21 protein-coding genes and 1 tRNA gene are annotated in these 22,077 nt (G+C 37.1%); 5 read left to right on the top strand and 17 right to left on the bottom strand.

Annotated elements, in window-relative coordinates:
• Positions 1 to 5: 5 nt before the first annotated feature.
• Positions 6 to 3,164, bottom strand: coding sequence for a family 43 glycosylhydrolase (locus QNH48_RS10395; protein WP_283954812.1), 3,159 nt, complete (start codon positions 3,162 to 3,164; stop codon positions 6 to 8).
• A gap of 614 nt (positions 3,165 to 3,778) precedes the next feature.
• Positions 3,779 to 3,875, bottom strand: a tRNA-Sec gene (locus QNH48_RS10390).
• A 217-nt stretch (positions 3,876 to 4,092) separates the two neighbouring features.
• Between QNH48_RS10390 and QNH48_RS10385 the strand changes: the two genes are divergently transcribed.
• On the top strand, positions 4,093 to 4,521 hold the full coding sequence (locus tag QNH48_RS10385) for a DUF2621 domain-containing protein (RefSeq protein ID WP_283954811.1): 429 nt from the start codon (positions 4,093 to 4,095) through the stop codon (positions 4,519 to 4,521).
• Between the two features lie 93 nt (positions 4,522 to 4,614).
• Positions 4,615 to 5,085 carry a hypothetical protein gene (locus tag QNH48_RS10380; RefSeq protein ID WP_283955739.1) on the top strand — a complete coding sequence of 157 codons (471 nt, stop codon included), beginning with the start codon at positions 4,615 to 4,617 and terminating at the stop codon, positions 5,083 to 5,085.
• 46 nt (positions 5,086 to 5,131) lie between these two features.
• Here the strand turns inward: QNH48_RS10380 and QNH48_RS10375 are convergent, their stop codons facing one another.
• Positions 5,132 to 5,605 (bottom strand): CcdC family protein, encoded by a 474-nt coding sequence (locus tag QNH48_RS10375; RefSeq protein ID WP_283954810.1) that lies wholly within the window; start codon positions 5,603 to 5,605, stop codon positions 5,132 to 5,134.
• Positions 5,606 to 5,671: 66 nt separating this feature from the next.
• Entirely contained in the window at positions 5,672 to 6,379 is a 708-nt protein-coding gene (locus QNH48_RS10370; RefSeq protein ID WP_095251695.1) for a cytochrome c biogenesis CcdA family protein, read from the bottom strand.
• A 274-nt stretch (positions 6,380 to 6,653) separates the two neighbouring features.
• On the opposite strand from QNH48_RS10370, the gene QNH48_RS10365 reads away from it, so the two are divergent.
• Positions 6,654 to 6,833 (top strand): aspartyl-phosphate phosphatase Spo0E family protein, encoded by a 180-nt coding sequence (locus QNH48_RS10365; RefSeq protein WP_095251698.1) that lies wholly within the window; start codon positions 6,654 to 6,656, stop codon positions 6,831 to 6,833.
• 41 nt (positions 6,834 to 6,874) lie between these two features.
• On the opposite strand, the gene QNH48_RS10360 is transcribed toward QNH48_RS10365, so the two are convergent.
• The 9 genes from QNH48_RS10360 to yneA form a co-directional block, all read right to left on the bottom strand.
• Complete coding sequence (locus QNH48_RS10360; protein WP_481858464.1) at positions 6,875 to 8,683, bottom strand: ABC transporter ATP-binding protein; 1,809 nt, start codon at positions 8,681 to 8,683, stop codon at positions 6,875 to 6,877.
• Positions 8,670 to 10,421 (bottom strand): ABC transporter ATP-binding protein, encoded by a 1,752-nt coding sequence (locus tag QNH48_RS10355; protein ID WP_283954809.1) that lies wholly within the window; start codon positions 10,419 to 10,421, stop codon positions 8,670 to 8,672. Before QNH48_RS10355 ends, QNH48_RS10360 begins: the two co-directional genes overlap by 14 nt.
• Positions 10,422 to 10,583: 162 nt before the next feature.
• Positions 10,584 to 11,048, bottom strand: coding sequence for a hypothetical protein (locus tag QNH48_RS10350; protein WP_283954808.1), 465 nt, complete (start codon positions 11,046 to 11,048; stop codon positions 10,584 to 10,586).
• 173 nt (positions 11,049 to 11,221) lie between these two features.
• Positions 11,222 to 11,443 (bottom strand): YneF family protein, encoded by a 222-nt coding sequence (locus QNH48_RS10345; protein WP_095251700.1) that lies wholly within the window; start codon positions 11,441 to 11,443, stop codon positions 11,222 to 11,224.
• Between the two features lie 77 nt (positions 11,444 to 11,520).
• The gene (sirA, locus tag QNH48_RS10340) at positions 11,521 to 11,961 is read right to left on the bottom strand and encodes a sporulation inhibitor of replication protein SirA (RefSeq protein WP_283954807.1); all 441 of its coding nucleotides are present in this window, start codon (positions 11,959 to 11,961) and stop codon (positions 11,521 to 11,523) included.
• A 254-nt stretch (positions 11,962 to 12,215) separates the two neighbouring features.
• Positions 12,216 to 14,219, bottom strand: a complete 2,004-nt coding sequence (gene tkt, locus QNH48_RS10335) for a transketolase (RefSeq protein ID WP_283954806.1) — start codon at positions 14,217 to 14,219, stop codon at positions 12,216 to 12,218.
• Between the two features lie 180 nt (positions 14,220 to 14,399).
• The gene (locus QNH48_RS10330; RefSeq protein WP_283954805.1) at positions 14,400 to 14,630 is read right to left on the bottom strand and encodes a DUF896 domain-containing protein; all 231 of its coding nucleotides are present in this window, start codon (positions 14,628 to 14,630) and stop codon (positions 14,400 to 14,402) included.
• A gap of 147 nt (positions 14,631 to 14,777) precedes the next feature.
• A complete protein-coding gene (locus tag QNH48_RS10325; protein ID WP_283955737.1) occupies positions 14,778 to 15,434 on the bottom strand; it encodes a YneB family resolvase-like protein in 657 nt (218 codons plus the stop codon).
• Between the two features lie 9 nt (positions 15,435 to 15,443).
• Positions 15,444 to 15,767: a cell division suppressor protein YneA gene (gene yneA / locus QNH48_RS10320; protein WP_283954804.1), complete on the bottom strand. Its 324-nt coding sequence runs from the start codon at positions 15,765 to 15,767 to the stop codon at positions 15,444 to 15,446.
• A 157-nt stretch (positions 15,768 to 15,924) separates the two neighbouring features.
• On the opposite strand from yneA, the gene lexA reads away from it, so the two are divergent.
• Both lexA and QNH48_RS10310 read left to right on the top strand, forming a co-directional pair.
• Complete coding sequence (gene lexA / locus QNH48_RS10315; RefSeq protein ID WP_095251705.1) at positions 15,925 to 16,548, top strand: transcriptional repressor LexA; 624 nt, start codon at positions 15,925 to 15,927, stop codon at positions 16,546 to 16,548.
• Positions 16,549 to 16,718: 170 nt separating this feature from the next.
• Positions 16,719 to 17,003, top strand: a complete 285-nt coding sequence (locus QNH48_RS10310) for a DUF4257 domain-containing protein (RefSeq protein WP_095251706.1) — start codon at positions 16,719 to 16,721, stop codon at positions 17,001 to 17,003.
• Positions 17,004 to 17,532: 529 nt separating this feature from the next.
• Here the strand turns inward: QNH48_RS10310 and glnA are convergent.
• The 4 genes from glnA to hflX all read right to left on the bottom strand — a co-directional run bounded on the left by glnA (position 17,533) and on the right by hflX (position 21,983).
• A complete protein-coding gene (glnA, locus tag QNH48_RS10305; RefSeq protein WP_283954803.1) occupies positions 17,533 to 18,867 on the bottom strand; it encodes a type I glutamate--ammonia ligase in 1,335 nt (444 codons plus the stop codon).
• A gap of 24 nt (positions 18,868 to 18,891) precedes the next feature.
• A complete protein-coding gene (locus tag QNH48_RS10300) occupies positions 18,892 to 19,293 on the bottom strand; it encodes a MerR family transcriptional regulator (RefSeq protein ID WP_095251708.1) in 402 nt (133 codons plus the stop codon).
• A 145-nt stretch (positions 19,294 to 19,438) separates the two neighbouring features.
• Entirely contained in the window at positions 19,439 to 20,710 is a 1,272-nt protein-coding gene (locus QNH48_RS10295) for a methionine gamma-lyase family protein (protein ID WP_283954802.1), read from the bottom strand.
• Between the two features lie 4 nt (positions 20,711 to 20,714).
• Positions 20,715 to 21,983, bottom strand: a complete 1,269-nt coding sequence (gene hflX / locus QNH48_RS10290) for a GTPase HflX (protein WP_283955736.1) — start codon at positions 21,981 to 21,983, stop codon at positions 20,715 to 20,717.
• Positions 21,984 to 22,077 lie beyond the last annotated feature (94 nt).

Genomic DNA, 22,077 nt, shown 5'->3' with positions numbered 1-22,077 from the left:
TTTATTCACAGATTTCCAGACAAAGAAATTAATAGATTTGCCTTTTCTTTCGTAAGTGACTTATTACTTTGAGCAGATAACTCATTTACATACGCCTTAAGTTGACCTTCTGCGGCATTCTGATTACCTTTCGCTGCTGCTTCTTTTGCTCCATTAAGTTTGGTAGTCAGTGAATGAGCAATCCCCGTATTCGTAACAAAAGATTCGGTTAATCGGCTTAAACTATCAAAGTCCACAGTTACCGTAAATTGGTATTCTACTTCTGCTGCATTACCTGCACGATCAATAGCTTTGGCTGTGAATTTATTTACTCCTACACTATAATCATATGCCGGCCCTTCTATGGACGGGCAATCGACAGAAGCAATTCCAGACAAATCATCCGTTGCACTGCAAGTGATAGATATGTTTGAATCAACAGAATAACTTTCCTTATTACCAGTTACTGTGATTACAGGAGATGTTGTATCTTCTTCCACAATCATAATCCAGCTGATTTGAGGATCAGGTGAACCAGCTACCCTGCGAACAGTAAGGTCAAGTTTCCCATCCGTTATGTTCACATTTTTATAGCCTTTGACATCATAAGAACTCGTAAATACATAGCCCTTCGTTTTGGTTTCACCGTTAATCAATATATCAGCTTTTCTGCTACCCTTTGTAGAACTGTACCAAGGATCATAGAGTCCGGTATATACAGTGTATTTACCATTTTTCAAGTCAAACTTATATGAGAGATCATCACCGGAATTACTTAAAAGGTAACGTAACGAAGAAAATAAATCTCCACTGTTACTGCCTGAAGGTTTTGTATGATCCCCGATATACCCCCATGTTTGTCCAGTTGCTGGGTCATACTTTTGATCAATGATATCTTTATTAAGAAGTGTACCTTGCATATAAGACGACCATGTTTCGTAATCATTTGTTTTCGCCCCGCCACCATGAACAAAATATCTTACATGTTCTGGCAAAACTAATATCTTTGTTCTGATTACTTTATTAGCTAATTCAGAAAGTGTCCCTTCAACCACTACTGTTCCAGGCTTCGAGAATGCCTCAACATTAACGTCCCATGTTACTGACGTGTCCATTTGGATCCCTTCTGAATTGGTCACATTAATCATATTTGGTAAATTAGGTACTTGATCAACAGATACCTTGGCTGGCAGCTCCGTATTAACTGTGACTTTCCCCATTCTGTCTAAAGTATCCAGTTTCCAATCGTCATACCATTGCATACTAATTTCATCACCTTGGCCAAATTCGATTGGAAGCCAAATATATCGAGAATCCTTTAAATCGCTTTCCTTCCATCTGTCACCCATAAATATAAATTTTCCCTTTTTAGCATCAATTGTAATGACATTGGTGCTTTGTGAATCAAATGTTGTGGAAGCTTTCTCACCGATTGAAGGATCGCGCATAGGTTTCCATTCTCCGAAAATTTCATCAGCAACCGTATATCTTGCTGAATTCGGTGCCCATCCTGTCGCACCAGATGTTATTAAATAGTACTTTCCATTATATTTGAACATCGCGGGTGCCTCTCGCTGTGCACCTGGAAATACTCTTACATAATCCTCACCATAGACAGATTTGTATGTAGTATCGCGTTCTACCTTGCCGTCCTTATGCCAGCCTACAATATCCGTGTATGAGTCATTCAATTTCGAAATATAAATCGTCATGTTTTCTTCACTGGAATAAATTAGGTAGGCTGTACCATCGTCATCCTTGAATAAGTTCATATCACGAGCCATACCAGGCTGGTTTGGCTGTCCATTATATTCCGCACCTTCAGGAACTCGGTCCATACGGTTACTTTCTTGATAGACAAAAGGTCCGGTCGGAGAATCACTTAATGCATAGCCTGCTTCCGCCTTTGCATAGTTTGCATTTGACGTGGCAGAAGGACCATCGGTATGCATCCACATCACATATTTCTTTGTTTTATCATTGTAGATTACTTTTGGTCTTTCAATAATCCTGTCTGTACCAATATCATTTTTTATATCAGCTTTATCTTCTCTGCCTTCATAAAGTTTGGAGATAAGTGGATCTGTTTCAAATTGGTCCATCGATTCAATGGCTGTAAGAGCGAGACCTTCATCTTGCCAGTTATAAAGATCTGTTGATGAATAAACCCTAACACCTCTAGCTGGAAGGTATCCGTTGGTTTTATCTTCACCGTACCAATAATATTTCTTCGTTTCCTCGTCATACATGATACCGCCGCCATGTGCTTGGATTGGAGCACCATATGTATCTGTCCAAACCTGTCCAGGTTTAAATGAATCGTTTGGAGCAAATACGATAAGTCCTGCTAGTGCCTTATCTAAGTTCTTCAAACTAGTCCGTAGTTGTACCTGAACTGTTTTCGTGTTAATATCTAACCCATTTTCATTGATATTTTCAACCAAATTATCTGCCTGCTCAATAGCTTTATTAAGTTCCACTAAACTGTATTTAGTGTAAGTTTCTGTTTTTTGCGCTTCTTCTTTTGCAGAAGCTAATTTTGTTTCCAAATCAAAAAGAGGAATCGCTTGGTACTTCTTTACAATAATGTAATTAACGAGTGGATCATTATAATTTGATAAGCTTCCTGTTGAAGGTCCCTGGATCTTAACTTCTAATTCTCCGTCGTTAACAGTTATTTGCTGATATTCTACCTCTTTGACCGTGGAATAGCTTCCAATATCATAATCGCCATTTGATAGATTTTGGCCCTCACTGATAATATTGACACTTCGGCCACTCCATGGATTTTTGAATCCTAGAGTGAGGTCATAGTCACCATTTGGTAATTCAAATTGATATACTAATGCCTTATCACGGACTTGCGGACCATTATAATATCGAAGAGATCCTAATTTATCACTGCTACTAGAACCACTAGTACCACTAGTAGTAGTTACCAAACCCCACTTTTTCCCTGTAACTTCATCTTTACCATACATCTGCTCCGTTTTACTAGAATAAAGTCCCATTTTGTCCGTTCCTTCAACGGTGTTAGGTGTACCATCACCTGCATTTACAAAATACAGAATGTCTGATTCCATATTTACTGTCTCCGCAGAAACAGGTTTACTAGTTGACAACGCGGGTAAAACAATGAGGATCAAAGCCAAAAAAGTTGAAATTCTTTTGTTTATCTTTACCAACAGTACCCCTCCTTACAAATCTCTATAAATCTCGATAGACCGATTGTTTCATAGATGTTTATTCTAAGAGGCCCAGAACAGTGTAAATGTTTTTTCCATTTCCAGTTTTCAATTCCCTAGGACTAACCTTATAGAATAACCACCCCTTTCAAGTTAGAGTTCTTTTATTCATGAAACCCATTTCATGAAACCGGTTTCATGAATAAATAAAAAAAATCATGCGCACTTTTTTAATATACATAATTTTCAAACAAATGATAAGTAAATAGTACATGCTGATTTTAGATGTGTCAATATCATTTATCCACCTTGGTTTGCTCCCGTTATTAAAAATGTGTTTTAAGAAACGTTGATTTATATCGAATTTATGAAGATGATTATTTATCGACAAACTGAACACTTACCTCTCCTAAGGGCAGCGGGTCTTCCAGACAGATTTCACGATCTTCGTCATTCTCATGCTACCATGTACTTTCAGCAAAAGATGATATGCATGACTAAGCTTCAAAGAAAAAACTGAAATGGCACTTTTAGGGCACTGATACAAAAAAAGACCGAGTGCCCTCTGGTCTATGTACTAAAAGAATTCGTCAGAACCCTTGGTATTATTGAGTTGGCGGGACTGTGTGGGAATCGAACCCACCAGCGATGGCACGCACCGCTCAAGCAGTTTTGAAGACTGTGGAGGACACCAGTACCCCATTCAGCCCCATCATTATTATAGTAAAAAGGTAATTCTTATTTGTAATCATAATACAATGGAATATAGTAATAATCAATAGAGTTGGGGATTTTGTCATTTTTTCGACAACTTTTGCACCTGCTTTAAGAATGGTTTCTTCCTTGATAATAAAGGCGATAACTTGTCTTTTCACCTTATTTCAGACTATAATAGATAAATGAAAATAGTATCGTGTAGGTGAAATCAATGCAGCTCACAGGTTGGTTCTTATGGTTTATATTAATATGGATTTTTGCATTTGCGGGTTTAATGGCGATTGGCGGATTTTTTATGTTTCGGAAGTTCCTCAAAAAAATGCCAAAGGAAGATGGCAAATCCGTGATGGACTGGGAAGAGTACTACGTTAATCAGACTCGTCATTTATGGGGCGAGGAAGAAAAACATCTTCTAGAAGATTTGGTTAGTCCTGTTCCCGAGCTTTTCCGAGATGTCGCTAGACATAAAATAGCAGGAAGGATTGGCGAACTTGCGCTTAATGAGAAGGTATCAAAGATAACGGAAGAACTCGTCATCCGGGGTTACATTCAAGCAACACCAAAAAGGGATCATAAATTTTTACGTAAAAAGCTATTTGAAAATAGAATTGATGTAGCTCCTTATGAGCATTTATTCTAAACCGACCAATTTTTGGCGGTTTTTTTTTATGAGTTTGGATATTTTAAAACAGAGTCAAATAGTAGGCTGGGGTGAAAGACGATGGCAAAACGAATGGCAACTAGGAGGCACAAAATATTTAACCTATTAATCATATTGATTCCATGGCTATCTTTACTTTTTTTAGGCAAGCGTGATCTTAAGCGTTATTCTTTTTCGGGTGTTTTTATTATTATTTTTGAGATTTTTAATCATTTGTACGGTCACAAGCGGAATTGGTGGAAGTTTTACGATAAAGGAAAATCATTTATCCGGGATGAACTACCCTTTAGTGTCGGTCCTTATGCGCCTCTTTCGATGTGGCTGCTTAAAATTTCGTATGGAAACTTTAAAAAGTTTGTGTTATTGAACGTGATTGCTGATGGCGCTTTTGCTTTCTTTATCATAGATGTTCTTAAAAAGCTTAAGATCATCAGTCTAGGTCGATTAAGTCATATTCAGTTTTTCTTTTACTTAAACTATAAAGCTTATCTATTATATGGTGTACAGTATTTGTTTGATAAAATCAGGAGATATCGATATTAAAGAAACGCTCAGAGCTTTTTATGCCCTGAGCGATTTTTATGAAATGTCAGCGTTGACCATGCAGCTGTCTATAAAGATTTTTGTAATCGAGATACATCGCGACCCGCCATGGAACAATCATACTAAATGCCAGCAGGAAGAACATACCGCTTAGTTCTCCAAAGTCAATAGTCGTGCTTAAGATTGATTTTAAAGCTATTCTCACTATTAGCAATCCAACTAAAATGTAAATAAACGCCTTCGATCTTTTTAAGTAAATTTCGTTTTCTCTAATTTCAAATTTAGATGTTTTGATTAAGAGTATCGAAAAAAGCATTCCCAAAATCACGACCTCTATTATTTCCATACCAGTCAACCGAAATTGTGGTACCACATACATGAATGCCCCGCTCGACATAAAGACCGGAGGCAGGATAATTTTCTTTACATTTGTAGGTTTCTTAGCAGCCTTCATGCGGACGATTAAAGCAAATATCCCCATAAAAACTGCACCAATTGAAGAAACAACAACAAAGTTCATAGGCTTCAACCCCTAATTCCTTAAAATAAAGCTCGGAATTTATATTTTACTATAAACATGAAATATTTAGAAGCCTGTAAAACCGCCAAACATTCCTGAGAAAATCGTAATAATTTTTGTCATCCAGTCAAAGAAAAGCACAATCCCCATGACAATCATTAAATAACCGCCAATTTTAACAATCTTTCCACTGTTTTTGCGAATCCATTTCATACGGCCAACAAAGAACGATAGGATTAGGAACGGTATCGCAAATCCAAGTGAATACGCAACCATGTATAGTACACCTGAACCTGGATTTGTCGCTGCAAGGGCGATTACCGCCGAAAGAATCGGACCTGTACATGGTGTCCAGCCTGCCGCAAAGGCCATCCCGATGAGTGCTGAACCAAAAAAGCCAGAAGGTCGATTTTTAAATTCTAGTTTCCGATCCTTCATCAAAAACTCAGGTTTAAATACACCGACAATTATTAGTCCAAAAAGAACGATAAATATTCCGCCTAACTGACGAATGAGATCTTTGTACTCGAGGAAAAAGCTTCCAACAAAAGAAGTACCAAAACCGATTGCGATAAAAATTGCCGAAAATCCTAAAAGGAAAAAGATTGTATGTAGAAGACTTCGTTTTTGAAGCATGGCATTTTCAGTTTTTAACTCCCCTACAGACATCCCTGTGATATAGGATAGAAATGCAGGGTATAGCGGTAAACAGCATGGTGAGATAAAACTTAGGAAACCGGCGCCTAAAGCTAAAAATATATTTACATCCGTCATATTAACACTCCCACTATAGTCGATACCTTATCATTTTATCAAACCTTTCCACTAAATGATAATGGTTAACATGAATATTTTGTGTCTCTAAGGGTCAATTATCATTTCCTTCAAAAACCTTCCTATATTTCTACCATTTCCCTGCATTAGATGGATATTTTCTTACAAATATCTTGGATTTATTCCCATCTTAGGTTATACTAGTAAAACATTGGTAGAGACTTTCCTATCAATGTTTTCTATTATTGGAGTTTCTCCGGAAAGGACCACGGCAGTGATCAAACAAGATCTAATTGCATTGATTGAGAAAAAGCGTGCTGAATTAATTCAAGTCGCGGTCACAAACGGCCTGACTTCCTCCATTGCTATTCGTTATAGCCAAGAACTAGACCATCTTTTAAATGAATATAATCGAAAATATATAAAAAAAACTCGCCAAGTGGCGAGTCTCTAATGTAAAAATCCTGGTCATTAACCAGGATTTTTCTTTTTTCATTAATGCATAACATCCTCTAACCGTTCCAAAGCGCCATTTTGCAGGAGGAACATTTTATGGTAAAGTCCGCCTAGTGCCAATAGCTCTTGATGTGTGCCTCTTTCAACAATTTCTCCTTGATGTAAGACGAGTATTAAGTTCGCATCTTGTATCGTAGATAACCGGTGGGCAATCGCAATCGTCGTGCGCCCTTTTCTCATTTTGGAAAGAGCCGTTTGAATCGCTTCCTCCGTTTCAGTATCAATATTAGCAGTTGCCTCATCGAGGACGAGAATCTTTGGATTAGCGGCAATGGTCCTTGCAAACGCAATTAATTGACGCTGTCCACTAGAAAACGTAGACCCTCTTTCCACTACTTTATGATGATAGGAATCTTCCAGCTTATCAATAAACGTATGAGCTTGAACAAATTGAGCAGCTTCCTCTACTTGTTCATCTGTTAAAAGATGATTATGGAGCGTAATATTATCTCTTACCGTTCCATAAAATAAAAACGGATCTTGGAGAACAAGCCCCATTTTTTCTCGTAATTCATCCTTTGAAAAATGACGGATAGACTGACCATCAATTAAAATATCGCCCTTCTCGTATTCATAAAATCTCATTAAAAGATTGATGATCGAACTTTTACCACTTCCTGTATGACCAACAAGTGCTACAGTTTCACCAGGATTTGCTGTAAAGGATATATTTTTCAACACATCCCGCTTTCCATCATAGGAAAAGGTCAAATTCTTAAATTCAATTCTTCCTTTTTCAATCGATAGATTACTATCTTCATTTTGTCCAGGTGCCAATTCCTGCTTATCCAAGATTCTAAAGACACGAGCTCCAGCCACAATTACCTGTTGGTACAACGATAATCTCATCATCATATTATTTACTGGTTCAAAGAAACGCTCCAGATAATTAACAAAAGCATATAACACACCGATTTCTACAGGACTGTCCAATGAAGTAATACCAAAATAATTTAAGACAATGATTAATCCTAAAATAAAAATTAAATCAACTGCAGGACGCAACAATAATCCATCTATCTTAATGTTCTTCATTCCCGCATCATAGTGCTTTTCATTAATGTCTTCGAACTCTTTGCGAAGTCTTTTTTCCTGACGAAATACTTGAATAATACTCATACCCTGCAGGGATTCACTTAATTTAGCATTTAATTGGCTGAGTCTTTCACGCATTTCCAAATAAAAACGGGAACTAAATTTCCGATATAAACTCATGACGAGAAGTATTAATGGAATAAAAATTAGACAGAATAGAGCCAGCTTTACATCTAGGATAAACATTGTAATTAAAATTCCGGTGAGTAAAAATCCACTCTGGATAAAAGTCGAAAGGACAGTAACAAACATATCTTTAATGGCCTCGGTATCGTTTGTCACCCTTGAGACAATACTTCCAGCCGGAGTTTGATCAAAATACTTAAGACCTAGTGACTGCACCTTTGTAAAAATATCAATTCGAAGCTGTTGAATGATCTTTAGAGCAATCTCCTGAAATTTTACTAATTGAAAAAACAACAATAAGGATTTTACAATTTGAATTCCTAGATAGCTTGCCCCCAGGATAACCAATGGCTGAAAAACCAAATTTCCTGGTGTTAAGTAATCATCAATAAAGATTTTTACTAGAATCGGAGAGGCTAACTCTCCCAGCGTTGTTAACACTAAAAGACTGAATGCTAGGATTAATTCCTTTTTATGTGGTTTCGTATAGGATAGCAGGCGATATAAAACTCTTTTTTGTTCTTTTTCAGTCAGCTGTGCTGTTTCTTCCATTTTAATGTCCTCCATGCTCAACCAACTCCTCTAGCTGCTGACGTAAATACATTTCCTTATACCAGCCATGTGCTGCCATTAATTCTTCATGTGTCCCTCTTTCAATGACCTCGCCATTATCAAGCACAAGAATTAAGTTTGCGTGCTGGATAGCACTTAAGCGGTGAGAGGTAATAATCGTCGTTTTCCCTTCTCGATTCTTTCTTAATGCCGAAAGAATCGCCTCCTCGGTCTTTGCATCGACAGCAGATAGGGAATCATCTAGCAATAACACTTCGGGATTCATCAACAGCGCACGTGCAATACTAATCCTCTGTTTCTGACCGCCTGATAAGGAGACTCCCCTTTCACCAACAACCGTTTGATAGCCTTCCGTAAATTGAAGAATATCATCATGAATACTGGCAAGCTTTGCTGCACTAAAGATATGTTCTTTCGGTGCATGAGGGTTCGTAAAAGCGATATTTTCAGCCACACTAGCCGAAAACAAGAAATGATCTTGTGGAACATAGCCAATCACTTCACGTAGTTTTTCAAGCTTATATTCTTGAAGTGTATGACCGCCGAAGGTAATTCCCCCTTTATAGTCTTCAAATTCACGAATTAGAAGCTTTAACAGTGTTGTTTTACCAGCACCCGTTTTTCCTACAATCCCTAGTGTCTCTCCTCTATTAAGAGTGAAGCTGATATTCCTTAACATAGGTTCTTTTTCACCAGGGAAAGTGAATTTCTCAATATTAAAATGGATATCACCGCTTGGAACTATCTCTAATGCATCACTTCGGTCTGTTATATCAGATTCTTCACAAAGTAGTGCGGCTACTCGGTCATACGAAGCACGACCTCGTTCAACGATATTAAACAGCCAGCCAAATGCCAACATTGGCCAAATTAATAGTCCTAAATAGGTGGTAAAGGCTATCAATTCACCAATCGTTAACTCCCCAGCCAAAACGTATTTCGAACCAAAGGTGATGGCTAAGAAAAAGGAAATACCTACAATAATCGAAATCGTTGGATCATATAAGGAGTCTATTTTTGCAACCACGATGTTCTTTTCTACTACTTCCTGAGATTGCTTTTTAAAATCTTCTATGTCTTCCTTTTCCTGACCAAAGGTTTTAATAACCTTAATCCCAGAAATACTTTCCTGTGTTTTATCATTCAAATCAGAGAACGCTTCTTGTGCTTTGTGGAAGGTTCGATGCAGCATCGTACCGAACCAACTTGTAAGAATAGCCATAAATGGCATTGGGATTAGACATATCAAGGTTAATTTCCAGCTAATCGTAAACGCCATAGCCAGAATAACAAATCCACCTGTTGATAGAGAGTCAACTAATGTCAGTACTCCTAAACCAGCCGTTTGTTGTATAGCTTGCAGGTCATTTGTCGCATGCGCCATTAAATCACCAATCCTTCGTTTCTGGTAAAACGATGGCGACATATTCGTAAAATGCTGATATAATCGGTTTCTTAACTGTTTACTAAGCTTAACCGCAGAGCCAAAAATCATAATTCGCCAAAAATATCTCAAGACATACATACCAAGCCCTGCCCCGACTAATACTGCCATCCATTCAAGGAGCAATCCTTTTGTCATCGTACCGTTATTAATATGGTCGGCAATAATCCCAATTACTTTTGGCGGCACAAGTTGTAGCAGTGCTACAAACAATAAGATAACGGTTCCAAATATGTATGCTTTCTTCTCTTGTTTAAAAAACCAACTTAAATCTAAAAATACTTTCATAATTTTTCCCCCGAAATGATTCAACTTTTCATTTTATTATTTTAAAAAATCATTCACCTCACCCGAAGATTTATTTTATCAAATATTATAAAAATAATAAAGATTTAGACACCCATTCTCTCCATGAAAAAAGCACCCATTTTTATGAGTGCTAATTCTAAATTATTCTGCTTCTTTTTCTAACTCTGCCATTTTTTCTTCTGTAGTAGTTTTTAATTCATTCACTTGATCCTTAATGTCATCTGGTACAAACTTTACTCTGTTTAAATAATTTATGATAACCTTATGATCTGTTACAATAGCATTGGGGTCATTCGGGTCATATGTCTTTGTTTGAATTTCATTGTTTTTAATAAAAGCAGATGCAATGTAGTAGAAATCTTTCTGTGATTCACTCTTTAATGAACCTGTTTCTTTTACTACCGTGTCATAATCTTTAGCAAGGATTAATTCAGCGAATTTCTCATCCTCAGCTGTTAGCTCTCTAGTATTTGTGTTTTCTTTTGCAGCATTTGTACCTTCTTCTGTTTTAGTCTCTTCAGGAGTAGCTGTTTCCTCTTTTTCTTGCGTTCCACACGCTGTTAAAGCTAAAAGTAGAATTAAAATAAGTGATAAAACTTTTTTCATGTAGTATGGCTCCTTCATTATGTTGTACTTCTTAGCGTAACTAGTATGAACCTTATTATTCCTTTTTTCAATAGATAACCAAAATATAAGATTTTTCGAAAAATTCCTATTTTCAAATAAAAAAACCACTTTCTTTTGATTACTTTCAAAAAATAGTGGTTTTTTACTATTATTTATTTGCCTTGCTGTTTATTCATAGCAGACATCATTTGGTTGATCTTCTTTTGAGAAGGCTTCATACCCATTTGCATCATCATCATTTTTAACATTTGTTCATTAATTGGTGGATTTTTCTTTAAGTAGCTCATCATGTATTTACGAGCAATGAAAAATCCTAGAGCTACACCAGCTACTAACGCTAGTACAACAACTAGAATCCATAAACCTGTACCCATTAAACTTCCTCCTTCATGTTGTCTATCATACAGTGTACTAAATAAAACGGGAATATACAATATTCTCTTTTAAAAGATTAGACATATTTTCTTTCTTTAATAGGCTTTAACCAACCAAACCGCTGATGATCAAGATCTAAAGCCATAAACGATGTTTCACATTTTCTAAGCACTTCAAAGAAAATCGTTTCGGCTTCATAACTGCCAGAAGCCTCAATTGTTATTAAATCTTGGAAGACTCTTAATTTCGCTGTACTTAGTTTTCCACTTAATTCAATGGAGTATGTACCATGTTCAGCCAGAAAACCCTTCTTTTTTCCAAGTTGTTTTTGAATTAACTGATGTATTTTCAAAACCTCTAATGACTTTGTTATATAAGTAATCTGCTTATTTGTTATAAATTTCAGTTCACCGTCTGCTTTATGATGTTCCTGAAAAAGCTTAAAAAACATACGCTCTCTTCCGAAGTAATGGGCGGCAAATTCATCTTCTATTAGATAAAGCTGATAATTCCTCACCACGATCTCTCCTTCGTTGAATACCCTTTCTATCAATTATAAATAATCACTATCAAAACATTTGTCTTATACCGCCAAAAAAAATCACTATTATTGTCGAATCCATAGGATTCTTCCAAATTTTATTATATCTAACTAATATTTGGAATGTCACGAATATTTCAAATCATTCATCTAATGTTCATATATATATATAGTAGAGATGCAAAAAAAGAGAACGACATTACGTCGCTCCCTTTGAAATCATCTATTTATTATTGAAGAAGTGCTTTAACACGTGCAACAACATTGCTTACACTAAAACCGTATTCTTCCATAATTTTCTCACCAGGTGCAGAAGCCCCAAATGTATCAATTGCTAGGACGTCTCCTTCATCACCTGTATATTTGTGCCATCCAAATGAAGTACCAACTTCAATTCCAAGACGTTTTTTCACATTCTTTGGAAGAACAGAGTTTTTGTATTCCTGTGATTGCTGTTCAAAGCGATCCCATGATGGCATGCTTACAACTGAAACATGAATACCCTCACCAGCTAATGCTTGCTGTGCTTCAACCGCTAAACTAACCTCTGAACCAGTTGCTAGTAATAGTGCATCTGGAGTTTCTCTTTCAGAAGGTGATACAACATAGGCACCTTTTGAAACTCCTTCGTATGCATTTTTATCTGTATCTTTAAGTGTTGGTAAATCTTGACGTGTTAACACTAAAGCAGTTGGTTTGTTTGTTGACTCAACCGCTAACTTCCATGCAGCAGCTGTCTCATTACCATCTGCTGGACGGATAATGGAAAGGCCAGGCATTGCACGTAGAGCTGCAAGTTGTTCAACCGGCTCATGAGTAGGTCCATCTTCTCCAACAGCGATACTGTCATGAGTAAATACATACGTTACTGGCAAGCCCATCAAAGCAGCAAGTCGGATAGCAGGACGCAGGTAATCAGAGAAAACAAAGAATGTTCCACCAAAGATTTTTACTCCGCCATGTAAGGCAATCCCATTCATCGCTGCACCCATTGCAAATTCACGTACACCAAACCAGATATTACGGTTTTCATAGTTGCCTGGAGCATAATCCCCGGTTCCTTTGATCATGGTTTTATTGGAACCAGCTAGGTCAGCAGAGCCGCCAATGAAGATTGGCAAGTTCTTTGCAATACCATTTAAGGCTTCACCTGATGATGCACGGCTTGCTAAACTTTTGCCTTCGCTATAAACAGGAATATCTTTATCCCAGCCTTCAGGTAATTCATTTTTCAGAACACTTTCTAATTGATTTGCTAATTCAGGATATTCATTTTTATATTGTGCAAAAAGGTCATTCCATTCTTTTTCCTTTTTTACACCATTTTCAACAATAAGGTTTTGGAAATTCTCGTATACATCATTAGGCACATGGAAATCTTCATCAAATGTCCATTTATAAGCTTCTTTTGTAAGTTTTAACTCATCCGCTCCAAGTGGAGAACCATGTACACCTGAAGTTCCAGCGCGGTTAGGAGAACCATAGCCAATAACTGTTCTTACTTCAATCATCGTTGGGCGATCAAGATCATTTCTAGCTTCTTCTAGCGCTTTAGCAATTTCTTCAAGATTATTGCCATCTTCTACGCGAACATATTGCCAGCCGTAAGAGGTGAAACGATCTTTTACACTTTCAGAGAAGGATTTATTTAAATCACCATCAAGTGAAATATCATTGGAATCGTATAAAACCACTAAACGTCCAAGTTTTAAATGTCCAGCAAGCGAAGCAGCCTCTGCTGAAACACCCTCCATTAAATCTCCGTCACCACAAATACTATATGTAAAATGGTTCACTAGTTCATAATTTTCTTTATTGTAAACACTAGCTGTATGACGTTCTGCCATTGCCATTCCGACAGCCATTGCAATTCCCTGTCCAAGTGGACCAGTTGTTGCTTCTACCCCATCAGTATGACCATACTCTGGGTGTCCTGGAGTTTTACTTCCCCATTGGCGGAATTGTTTTAAATCATCCATTGTTAGCTTATAACCTGACAAATGAAGCATGCTGTATAATAACGCAGATCCATGCCCTGCAGATAATACAAACCGGTCACGGTTAAACCACTCTGGATTTTTTGGATTATGGTTCATGAAACGTGTCCATAGCGTATAGGTCATAGGTGCAGCACCCATTGGCATTCCAGGATGCCCTGAATTTGCTTTTTCAATCATATCAATAGAAAGCGTACGAATAGAGGTTACTGACAAATCATCAATAGTATTAAACATTAATTAAATCACTCCTGATCCACTGGGATAAAAAAATAATAACAACTATAATATTATAGTTCTCTCGGTATAAATTCAACAATTAATTTGAGTACTAAACAAATTAAATTACTTTCATTTTCTTATTTTCACACTCTAGAGGCTGTAATATGTAAAAGGGAAAACAAAATGTTTCCCAAATTAATGAAGATTATATTTTTTTCTAGATTTTATCTTTTCAGGTGTTACGTCATTTCCCTCTGGATCGATAATTTTGGTATTTGTTAATGTATCCAGCATAGAACTGCGGAAAGTTGTCAAATACTCGCTTCTTAATTTTGATTGTTCCTTCGCCTCTGCTTCTGTTAAACCTGTTGCTTTGGCTTTTCTAGCTAACTCATTGATTCTTGCCATTTTTTCTTTCGAGAGCATGAAGAACCCTCCTTTCACTTGGGCTGTGGATAAACCTGTCTGTTGATTTCATCATCGATTAATAGAGTGACAACAATAAGCTTTATCACAGTAATTACCTAAAGACTGATTTTACTAAAAAATAGACCATCTGACAAGGCAAATGGTCTACCGCTCTTCTGATTCGATAGATTGTTGAGATTCTTGATAGCGTCTGTGAACAGTTGCTTTTGAAATATTGTATCCAAAACCCCTTAAAGTAGCAGCAATCTCTGAAAAAGTTAATTTGTTTTTTCTAAGACGGACTATTTCTTCAATAGGAACTTCTATTTTATCCCGTCCCGAATTCGATTCGAGATTTTTAAGATTTTTCTCTGGCATATAACCATGAGCAACAGCTCTTTTCATTCCGCGCTTGATTTTGATATTATGTAGCTTACGCTGATATTCTTCAACCATACCAACTATTTTCAGTACCATGGAATCACTCTCAGATAACTGCAGTTCTCCATTATGAGAGATACTATATAGCTTAACGCCCTCTTTCATAATAAAATGCAAGAGAGCAATCTTAGCATTTCCTCGCCCTAGCCTCGTTTCATCTTGGATTAACACTGCTTGTACCGTTTTTTCTTTCAACAAATCTAATAATTGCAGCATTCCATCTCTATCTAGGTCATATCCACTTGCTTGCTCTCTAATAATGAATAGCACATTGAAATGATATTGATTAGCTAGCTTTATTAGTTCCTCTTCTTGGCGCTTTAATGATGTTTCCTGGGTATCTTTATTTGTACTTACCCGACAATAGATGACTGCATTCACCATCTGACTTTACTCCCCAGCAGCGCTGGCGTATTCGGTTAGAGATCCAACTTCAAGGTTTACAGGGATTGTGATTTCTTCCCCAGGATAAATCCTATCCCCTTCGATATTGTTGTTTTGCTTAACCCAGCTAATAAATTCATTATTGGAGTAAGAATGCTGATCCGAATATTGATCAGAGATTTTCCAAAGTGAATCGCCTTCAGAAACCGTAATTGTTACAAACTTTTCTTCCACGTTAGAATTGAAACGTAAAGATAAAATAAATGCCAGTGAACAGCTTAAGATAATTAATAATATTGCATAAGAGTATTTTTCCCATATTTTTTTCATAATAAAACCCCTATTCAGAATATATGTTCGTTTATTTGTTTTTATTATAAACCGAACATTTGTTTGTTGTCAACAACAATTCGAACTTATGTTTGTATAAAAAACACGAACATGCTATAATAAATTTAATTATTAAATAGGGCGAGGTGTATCTAAAATGACAAAAATATCTAAGCGACAGCAGGATATCCTTGATTTTATTAAAGGGGAAGTAAAGAAAAAAGGTTATCCGCCATCCGTACGAGAAATCGGAGAAGCGGTTGGGCTTGCATCTAGTTCTACTGTCCATGGTCACTTAGCACGTTTGGAGAGCAAGGGACTAATTAGAAGAGATCCGACAAAACCGAGAGCAATCGAAATATTAGAAGCAGATGAAACTCTGAATATCCCAAGAAACAATGTCGTCAATGTACCTATTGTCGGTAAAGTAACTGCTGGTCTGCCAATAACCGCCATTGAAAACGTTGAAGAGTATTTTCCACTGCCTGAAAGTCTAGCACCTGCCGATGAGCAAGTATTTATGCTAGAAATCATGGGTGAGAGTATGATAGAAGCCGGAATTCTTGATGGAGATTACGTGATTGTAAGACAGCAGCAAAGTGCGAATAATGGTGATATCGTCGTTGCAATGACAGATGAAGATGAGGCCACTTGTAAGCGATTCTTTAAAGAAAAAGATTTCATTCGTTTACAACCAGAGAACTCAACAATGGATCCTATTATTTTAAGAAATGTATCCATACTAGGAAAAGTAATTGGAGTTTATCGTCATATTCATTAAAATTATAAGAGCAGATGTTTGAAATCTGCTCTTTTTTTGTTTATTTTTGGAAATATATTCAAAAATATGAATATTTACTCATTCTGTTTAGTTTCCACTATTAGTATAATGGTATTACACCATGAGTTAACCTTAGGTCAAAAAATCCAGGCTTAAGGAGGGTGAAAACAGTGTTGAAGGACATTATTTTCTCAATGGTTATTGGTGGATCAGTAGGAATTATCAGTCATGTTCGAAAGCATGGCAAAATCATCATGCCTCGTAAAACAAAGAAGTTTATTTATCTAGGTTTTTTAGAAGAAATACTTCTGTGCTTAGTTGCTTGTCTCCTCGTGGTGATTTACACAACTCCAAATTCATTAGTTGAGAATATTTTAGTATCGGTACTTGTAGGGATTAGCAGTGATATTATTCTCACCAAATTTAAGTTACTAAATGAAAAAAATGAAAAATAAAAGAAACAAAAATAACCCAGTATGGATTATATCCATATTGGGTCTTTTAATTTTGCTGCAAGTTCTTTTTAACTACTCCTTTTTCCAACCAGGTACGGTCATTATGAGCGTCCATGGTTACCACTCTATCGTTTTTCTTCTGATTTCGGTAATCATGAACGCTCTATGGTTACCACTCTTTCGCTTTTCTTCTGATTTCGGTAATCATGAGCGCTCCATGGTTACCACTCTTTCGCTTTTCTTCTGATTTCGGTAATCATGAACGCTCTATGGTTACCACTCTTTCGCTTTTCTTCTGATTTCGGTAATCATGAACGCTCTATGGTTACCACTCTTTCGTTTTTCTTTAGAATTAGGTAACCATGAACGCTCTATGGTTACCACTTTTTCGTTTCACCCTCGCATTCGGTCATCATGAACCATCCTGGATGCGGATGCACTTACTATTTTCAACATTAATGGCAAGCTACAAACTAATAGTAACGAAAATAACCCAGTATGACTCAAGTCAATACTGGGTTACTTAATATTAATACATGCTCATGTATTGGTCGCGTTCCCAAGGGTGTACAACCGTGCGGAACATATCCCACTCAATCTCTTTTGCTTCGATAAAGTGTTCAAAGATGTGTTCTCCTAATCCAGATACGATTACTTCATCAGACTTCAATTGATCTAAAGCTTGAGCTAGTGTTGCAGGAAGATCGATGATTCCTTCTTCGATTCTTTCCTCTTTGCTCATTACATAGATGTTACGGTCAACTGGAGCTGGAGGAGTCATTTTATTTTTAATACCATCTAAACCAGCTTTTAATAGAACAGCCATTGCTAGATATGGGTTTGCAGCTGGGTCAACGCTTCTTACTTCTACACGAGTACTTAAACCACGGGAAGCAGGAATACGAATTAACGGTGAACGGTTTCTAGCAGACCATGCAACGTAGCAAGGTGCTTCGTAACCAGGAACTAGACGCTTATATGAGTTTACAGTTGGGTTTGTTACAGCTGTAAAGCTAGGAGCGTGCTTTAGGATACCTGCGATAAATTGACGAGCAGTATCGCTCATTTCAAGGTCACCAGTTGGCTCGTAGAATGCATTTTTGCCATTTGAAAATAATGAAAGGTTCATGTGCATTCCAGATCCATTCACTCCGTATAATGGTTTTGGCATGAACGTTGCATGCAAACCGTGTTTACGAGCAATTGTTTTAACCACTAGTTTGAATGTTTGAATTTGGTCACATGCTGTTAAAGCATCTGCATATTTAAAGTCAATTTCATGTTGACCTGGTGCTACTTCGTGGTGAGAAGCTTCAATTTCAAAGCCCATTTCCTCTAGTTCTAGTACGATATCGCGACGGCAGTTTTCTCCTAAATCTGTTGGAGCTAAATCGAAATATCCGCCTTGGTCGTTCAACTCTAGTGTTGGCTCACCTTTTTCATCTAATTTAAATAAGAAGAATTCTGGCTCAGGCCCTAAGTTAAAATCTGTGAATCCAAGTTCTTCCATCTCTTTCAATACTCTTCTTAAGTTATTACGTGGATCACCATCAAATGGATTTCCTTCAGCCGTATAGATATCACAGATTAAACGAGCAACTTTTCCTTTTTCAGCTGTCCAAGGGAATACAACCCATGTATTCAAATCTGGATATAAGTACATATCAGATTCTTCAATACGTACAAATCCTTCGATTGAAGATCCGTCAAACATCATTTTATTATCCAAAGCTTTTTCTAATTGACTAACCGGAATTTCAACATTTTTAATGGTTCCTAAAATATCAGTGAATTGTAAACGAATAAATTTAACATTTTCTTCTTGTGCCAACCGCTTAATATCTTCTCTTGTAAACTTTGCCATTCTTATTACCCCCAAAATAGTTTTTTAATGGAAAAATCGTGACATATCCCCTTGCCTTAAAGACGAACGATTAAATCTGCCAGCTTGCTGTAATTCATGTCTAAGAAGATTTCGCAGCTGTTCATCCGTCAAATCTTGTTTGGCTTTTTCAGCCTGTTGCTGAAGCACATTCACTTGTTGCTGTTTGACAAGGAAAAGCTGTTTTATACCAGCCATATTCACTCCTTGATCAATTAAATCCTTAATTTCTAATAGACTATCAATATCGTTTAAACTAAATAGTCTTCTATTCCCATCAGTTCTTGCTGGAGAAATCAATTGATGCTCTTCATAGTATCGGATTTGTCTAGCAGTTAATTCTGTTAGCTGCATGACCGTTCCGATTGGGAATAGTGGCATTGAGCGGCGTATTTCCTTTCCACTCATTTAATTTCTCCTCTCCTTTTGCTAATTTATATTGTTATTATATTTCGTGTTAGAAAAGATGTCAATCCTATGTTAGGTTTTCTAACATGGTTTTTTGCAAAAAAATAAAAGGACAACTTTATGAAGTTATCCTTTGTATAATCCTTTAGTTTAATTCAATCAAATCTTTTTCAATTAAAGAATCAACAGCAATACAAACCGCCATTTTTACATGAGAATAAGTAAGCCCTCCTTGAACATAGGCAACGTAAGGAGGCCGAATTGGTCCATCAGCTGTCAGCTCAATACTCGCACCCTGAATAAATGTTCCAGCTGCCATAATCACATCATCCTCGTAACCCGGCATGTAGGCTGGATAGGCCGTCACATGCGAATTGATCGGTGAAGCAAATTGTATCGCTTGGCAGAAAGCAATCATTTTATCCTTATCATTAAATTGAACAGATTGAATTAAATCAGTTCTATCAGAATTCCACTTAGGGGATGAATTCATTCCTAGTTTTTCAAGAAGTGCAGCTGTAAAAACAGCACCTTTTAACGCCTGTCCCACTACATGCGGCGCCAAAAAGAATCCTTGATACATTTCTTGAAGACTGTATAAGGAAGCTCCCGCCTCTGCTCCAATACCCGGAGAGGTCATTCGATACGAACAAGCTTCAACATATTGTTTCTTTCCTACAATATATCCACCCGTTTTAGCAATTCCCCCACCAGGGTTTTTAATCAGCGAGCCTGCCATTAAATCGGCACCTACATGGCAGGGCTCTAAATCTTCGACGAATTCCCCATAACAGTTATCTACAAATACCACGACATCCTCTTTAATTTCTTTTACAAAAGATATCATCTCTTTGATCTCGGAGACAGTAAATGATGGTCTTGTTGCATAACCTTTTGAACGCTGTATTCCTATCATTTTTGTATTGGGTTTGATTTTTTCAGCTACAAGACCCCAATTTATCGTTCCTTCTTCTGTCAGTTCCACACTATCGTAAGATATGCCAAACTCCTTTAGAGAGCCCACTCCATTACCGCGGATCCCTACAATTTCTTCCAGGGTGTCATATGGTTTTCCAGTCATATAGAGAAGTTCATCTCCAGGACGCAGGATACCAAATAAAGCAATAGATATTGCATGAGTTCCTGAAATAATTTGCGGTCTTACTAGTCCTGCTTCCGCACCAAAAACATCGGCATAAATTAACTCCAAAGTATCCCTGCCGATATCATCATATCCATACCCAGTGGATGGCATAAAATGTGAATCACTCACCCTGTGCTTTTGGTAACTCCTCAATACGCGAAATTGATTGGTTTCAATCCTCTCGTCTATTTCTTTATGTACGTATGCAATTTGTTTTTCAATATCCTTTACAATATGTTGAAGCTTTTCCCCATTTTTTAACATTTGAAACATGCTGTTACTCCATTCTCGTTTTGTATTTCTGTAATTGCCCTGAAATTTGTTGATCTGGAAGAGAAAATCCTCTGCATTGATAAAGCTCTTTTTCTTCATCAAAGATTAGTTCTCTTACGATCGTCTCATTCTTTAATTGTGCAAGCAGTTTCCCCTCCGTTGAAGGTATACTCACTTGATATTGATCCATCATTTCAATAATAACTTTTTCAATTTTTCTTTTTAGTTCATTGCGGTCCTCTTTATCATAGGCACTGATAAATATGAGAGGAGTGCTTGTCGTTGGTACAAAGTCCGGATGTTTAATATCCCTTTTATTATAGACAGTAATTTGTGGTATGTCTTTAACTTCCAAGTCTGCAAGCAGCTTATTCACTGTTTTTTCATGTTGGAAATAGTCTGCATTTGACATATCGACAACATGCAAAAGGAGGTCTGCTTCCTTAACCTCTTCAAGCGTCGAACGAAAAGCAGCAATCAGTGCAGTTGGAAGGTCTTGAATGAATCCAACGGTATCTGTAATTAATGTTTGGAACCCACTTGGTAAAATTAACTTTCGTGTCATTGGATCCAATGTAGCGAAAAGTTGATTTTCCTCAAACGAGTCTGCTTCAGACAGTCGGTTAAAGAGTGTTGATTTGCCGGCATTTGTATAGCCAACAATCGCAATTTGGAAGGTTTTGTTTTTCTTCCTTCTTTCTCGGTAACGCTCTCGGTGCTGCACAATTATAGCAAGCTGCCCCTTAATTTCATCGATTCTCCGACGAATATGACGGCGGTCTGATTCGAGCTTTGTTTCCCCAGGCCCTCTTGTCCCAATACCTGCCCCTAACCTTGATAAGGCAGTACCTTGACCAGCAAGACGAGGCAGTAAATAATGGAGCTGTGCTAGTTCAACCTGTAGTTTACCCTCTTTGGACCTTGCTCTTTGTGCAAATATATCTAAGATCAGCTGAGTCCGGTCGATAATACGAGCATTTAACTCAGAAGAAAGATTTCGTTTTTGGCTAGGGGATAGTTCATCGTTAAAAATGACTAAGTCTGCCTCAATCTCATCTACAAGAGCCTTAAGTTCTTCTACTTTCCCTTTTCCTATATATAACGCTGAGTGAATACGCTCACGTTTTTGAACAACTGTCATCAGAACTTTACCCTTAGCTGTTTCGGTTAAGGAAGCAAGCTCTTCCATAGAATATTGGAACCTGCTATCATCCAATGTTTGCGTTTGGCAGCCAACTAAGATTGCTTTTTCTAAGCTTACTTCTTGTTCCATACCAACACCTGCTTTCATAAAATTTCCCTTTCCTCATCATACCAAAAAAGATGATTTTACCCTAATTTTTGAAAAATATTTGTTGATTAATTAC

Source organism: Neobacillus sp. YX16 (assembly GCF_030123505.1).
Taxonomy (GTDB): Bacteria; Bacillota; Bacilli; order Bacillales; family Cytobacillaceae; genus Neobacillus.
Note: the sequence above shows the minus strand (reverse complement) of the source record. Positions and strands in the feature narration are given on the sequence as shown.